This window comes from Moorena sp. SIO3I6 (assembly GCF_010672095.1).
This window is the reverse complement of sequence record NZ_JAAHHU010000337.1, coordinates 1-4770: the sequence shown is the minus strand read 5'-3', so window position 1 is coordinate 4770 and position 4770 is coordinate 1. Positions and strand designations below refer to the sequence as shown.

2 protein-coding genes are annotated in these 4770 nt (G+C 44.5%); both read right to left on the bottom strand.

Features of this window, described 5'->3' with window-relative positions:
* The coding region (locus tag F6K49_RS35535; protein ID WP_293104332.1) for a response regulator at window positions 1–1192 on the bottom strand (1192 nt) is incomplete at its 3' end.
* Window positions 1193–1503: 311 nt separating this feature from the next.
* A partial coding sequence (locus F6K49_RS35530) for a PAS domain S-box protein (RefSeq protein ID WP_293104329.1) occupies window positions 1504–4770 on the bottom strand: 3267 nt, incomplete at its 5' end.

Here is a 4770-nt window from a genome sequence, read left to right as displayed (position 1 = left end):
GGAGAGCATTGTGAATCAGATTCGTCCAGACTTGATTGAGTTCATCAGGATAGCACCGGATAACTGGCAAAGAATCGTCATAGTTTCTGTAGACGTCTACGCCATGTTTGAGTTGGTTATGATAAAGAGTCAAGACCGTGTCAATGCCATCAGTAATCTGTGCATCTATCTTTTCCCCACTAGAGTCATAACGAGCATAAGTTTTCAAGGCAAACACCACTTTTGTGGCTCGTTCCACGGCAGTGGTAATGTTGCGAGTACTCGTATAGAGGTTAGCTAACTGATAGGCAGTGGTTAAAATCATTTCGTTGTCTGGGTCTTTCAGGAGAGGCAAAAACTCTTCAAAGTCCTCATAAACCCCAATTCCCGCCAATAAATTGGCTAGCTTGACTGCTTTATCAATAGCGTAGGATTCCAGTTGGCTTTTCAACCTTCGTTTGAGTTGACGTTGCTCTCGGGTAGATAGAGGGGTACTCTGTCGGCTGGAGTATTGGAGTAAGGCCAACACATCGGACTGACGTTCTGGCGAGAGTCCTTGAAAAAATGAGGGTAATTGCTGGAGGTGGTCGTTGAAGAAGTTAGACAGATTGCCCACACAGGAGCGAATTGCTCCGAGGGGAGTATTGATTTCGTGAGCGATTCCTGCAACCAGTTGTCCAAGAGCAGCGAGTTTTTCTTGGGCGATTATCTGGCTTTGGGCAGCTTCGAGCTGTTCTAGGGTGTTTTGCCACCTCGCTTCTGCTGACCTTAGCTGTTCAATTTCCTCTTTAAGAAGGGCATTTTGCTCCTTGAGGGCCTTTGCCTGACTTTGCAGTTGCAAATGGGTTCTAACTCTGGCTAATACTTCCTCTGACTGAATCGGTTTGGTCAGATAGTCCACTGCTCCGAGAGAAAAACCCTTGACCTTGTTCACGGTCTCGCTCAGGGCTGTCATAAAAATCACAGGAATTTCACGGGTTAACGGATTTTCCTTCAGCCGATGGCACGTTTCAAATCCATCAATTCCTGGCATCATCACATCTAACACAATCAGATCTGGCGGTTTATAGTCAACCTGTTCAATGGCGCTTTCGCCATCAGTGGCAACTGCAACTTTGAAACCAGCACTGATCAATGTTGTGGATAGTACTTCTAAATTGGTGGCGATATCATCTACAATTAATATTAGTTGTTGATCCTGGCCATTGATCATTGTTACACCTTTTTATAGAGTGGTCGAAGCAAGTAACCAATTAATAAATCGTTGCTAAACCATCCTGATAACTCCTAATAACCCTAACCATAAATCTATCAGCATGACTTTCTAATAGTTAAACCGTAAAACTAGGATTTTATTAATGTTAATCCCATTAACCCCTAAAACTTTGCTCTCATTATCAATGACTGTTTGCTTAGCCGAAAAGTAGGCTATTGGCTGATCCCTGGCAAGGGTAGCATGGGCTTAGGGCGTTAACTGACGGCACCTCAAGTAGCGTGGGCGTAGCCCATAGGCTTACCTCTTAACTAATTACGTTCCAGGTATTGTTTGATGAAATCTTGGATTTTTTTAACCTGAAAGCCTTGAGCGAATTGCTGGATATGTTGGACAAAAATCGCAAATTTATCATCGGATTTATCCAGAGTATCCACTTGTTCTAGAATTTCGCTGATTAAGCCTGTTCTGGCCAAATCATAGAGCTGAGCAAGTTTTTCAGCTGGGGGAGGGATAATCTCTGTAGTTTGACATGAGATGTTTTCAGCCATCATCTTTTCTCGTTCTTCTTTTCCTTCATACACCCATTCCAGTCTCAGATGCATCCGTAATATCTCGAATAGTTTTTCTGAATCTACTGGCTTGGGCAGAAACTCGTCCGCCCCAGACTCAATACTCTTGTGTTGGTGAGTATCAAATACGCTGGCTGAGCAAGCAATCACCACTACTGACTGTAATTGGGGAGATTCTCGCAGCTGTCGGATCAATTCCCAACCATTCATCCCTGGCATGAGCAAGTCCGTAATAATTACCTCAGGCTGACACTGAGCTTTCTCCAAACCCTCTTGACCGTTGGTGGCCTCCACCAGTTCAAACCCAAGGGGGGCAAGCAGATTAACCAAAACCATGCGATTTTCCCATTTATCATCCACCACCAGGATTTTCCGCCCCTGGCCTTTGAAGCCAATGATCCCTGTTTGAGAAGCCATGGGGGCATGTAAGCTTTCTGTGGCTTCTGGCAACTCCAAATTAAACCAAAACACACTGCCAATTTCCGGCTGGCTCCTGACTTCTAAGGTAGAGTTCATCATACACAGGAGTTTCTGAGTAATCGCTAATCCCAATCCTGTCCCTTCTGCTTTGCGAAAGGGATTTCCTACTTGCTCAAAGGGTAAAAAAATCTTTTGTAATTGCTCTGGGGTTATACCAATCCCAGTATCTTCTACTTGAAACCGGATTTTTGTCCTTTTTTCTTTGTTAAGCTCCCTTGTGAAGGAGGGTGATGGGGAGATATCCTTTTGGGTAGATTCAAGGACACTCACTTTCAAGGTTACTTCCCCAGAGTCAGTAAACTTGATGGCATTACTTAGGAGATTCATCAGTACTTGTCGTAGGCGTTTCTCATCCCCATAGATGCCATTGGGGAGTTGAGAAAGGGGTTGGTAAGTAAATACAATGTCCTTCTGATTAGCGCGGATACTGCAGATGTCAACCAGGTTTTCCAGAAAGGAGGAAAAATGAAAATTTCTAGGAACGAGTTCCATTTTCCTGGCTTCAATTTTGGATAGATCTAGAATGTCGTTAATCAGGGTTAACAGGTGTGAACCACACTGATGAATGATGTGGACGCCTTTGAGTTCCTCAGGGGTCATGGTTTTGGACTTTTTGAGGATTTGGGTGTAGCCGAGGATACCATTAAGGGGGGTTCTTAGTTCGTGGCTCATGTTAGCCAGGAATTCGCTTTTGGCACGATTGGCGACTTCCGCAGCCTCTTTAGCATGTTGGAGTGCGGCTTCCGCTCGGTTGCGAGCAGTGACATCAACCATAACCGCTAGAGACCGAACCACCTGACCTAACTCATCTTGTTCAGCAATAGCGGAAAGAAGCACGTCAATGATTTCTCCATTCTTGCAAATCACCTGATAGGGAACATCCAAGCACATTTCTGTCTCAAAACATTTAGGCAGAAACACCCCTTGGGTGTACTGGCGTGATTCTGTTAAAAAATCAGTTGATTGTCTTCCAATAACTTCATTACGATCGTAGCCTAACTTCTTTTGCCAGTAGTTACTGACACTGAGCAATTTACCATTGCTATCAATCGAATGCAGCATAACTGGTGTATTTTCATAGAGCGTGCGAAAGCGTTCTCTGCTCAGCCGCAGCTCCTCCTCGGCCTGTTTGCGATCGCTAATATCTTTATGGGTTCCTGCCATTCGTTTCGGGTTGCCCTTGTGATCATGAGCCACGACTTTACCGTAAATGGCAATCCATTTCCATTGACCAGATTTGGTTCGTACTCTATGGTCACAGGCAAAGAGAACCGAACTGTTCTTTAGACAAGCATTCAGCAACGACTTTACTAAGGCTTTATCCTCTGGATGTATCAGCTTTTCCCAACTGCTGAGGTATCCTGGTAGTTCATCCACATCATAGCCCAGCATTTCTAACCACCGGGGACTGTAATAAACCTCTCCAGTCATGATGTTCCAGTCCCAGAGTCCATCACCGGATCCTTCTAAAGCTAGCTGCAAGCGTTCCTGACTCAGTCCCAGTTCCTCTTCTGCGTGCTGATGCTCTACCTTAGCCCGTGCTAGTAAGCCAGAACCAATACCAATTAGCACCACTAAACTACCATAAAGCAGCCCTAGCGGCTTCCAGGAATCACGAGAGCGTTCTTTTATGAGTTTAGGGGAAATGTAGGTGACAATTTTCCAGGTATCGGAGTTAGCATCCATCTTAGTGGGATCAGAAAAACGCTTTTGTACAGGAGTTTTACCTGTTTGCATCTCGTAGAAAGGATGAACAGTGGTAAAGGTAAACTTACCGTTAGTAGTTTCAAATTGCCCCTGATCAGCCTTAGAAATCCGTTGCCATTCTTTTGGAAACCCCTTGGCAAAGGTACGGTCTTTGCGGTTAGGATACATGAATCCCCATTCATCCTCTGGCTTGGTTCCCTTCAGCCAAAACCCCTCACCATTCAAGAGCATCATTTCCCCTAAGGACGTGTGATTTTCGGATTCCAAACTATTGATGAAATGTTTAGGAAAATAGTTAATTATGACGATGCCCCGTTTCTGACCAGAACTGTCAAACACAGGACTACCAACGCGAATCACTGGCTTCAGGGGGTGTTCAATTTTTCCATTTTCGACATTCAGGTCTAGGGGAGAGACAAACATTTCTCCCTTTGGCAAAGCTAAGGTTTTTTGAAACCAGTAACGATTTGCCTTGACTTGCAGTTGTTCCTCAGGCACAATAACCGGCTGACCTTGGTTAAAGTTGACTGTAACAATTTCTTTACCAGTTGTATCCAGAAAGCGAATTTGGTCATAAAGCCCTTTCTCTCGAACCAGGATCAGATATTCTTGAGTAAGGGCCATGCGCCACCTTTCAGTTTCTTGGGGAGCATCACTGGTGCTATCTAACATTGTCCGTAACTCATTTTGATTGGCTAGGAATCTCAAGTCTGATACAATGACATGGAAATCACTAGTTGCTCGTTGAGCTGCCATCTCAACATTACGGATTTCATTAAGGTTGACTTCTGTTGTATCAACCTTAACTTCAGTGCGATA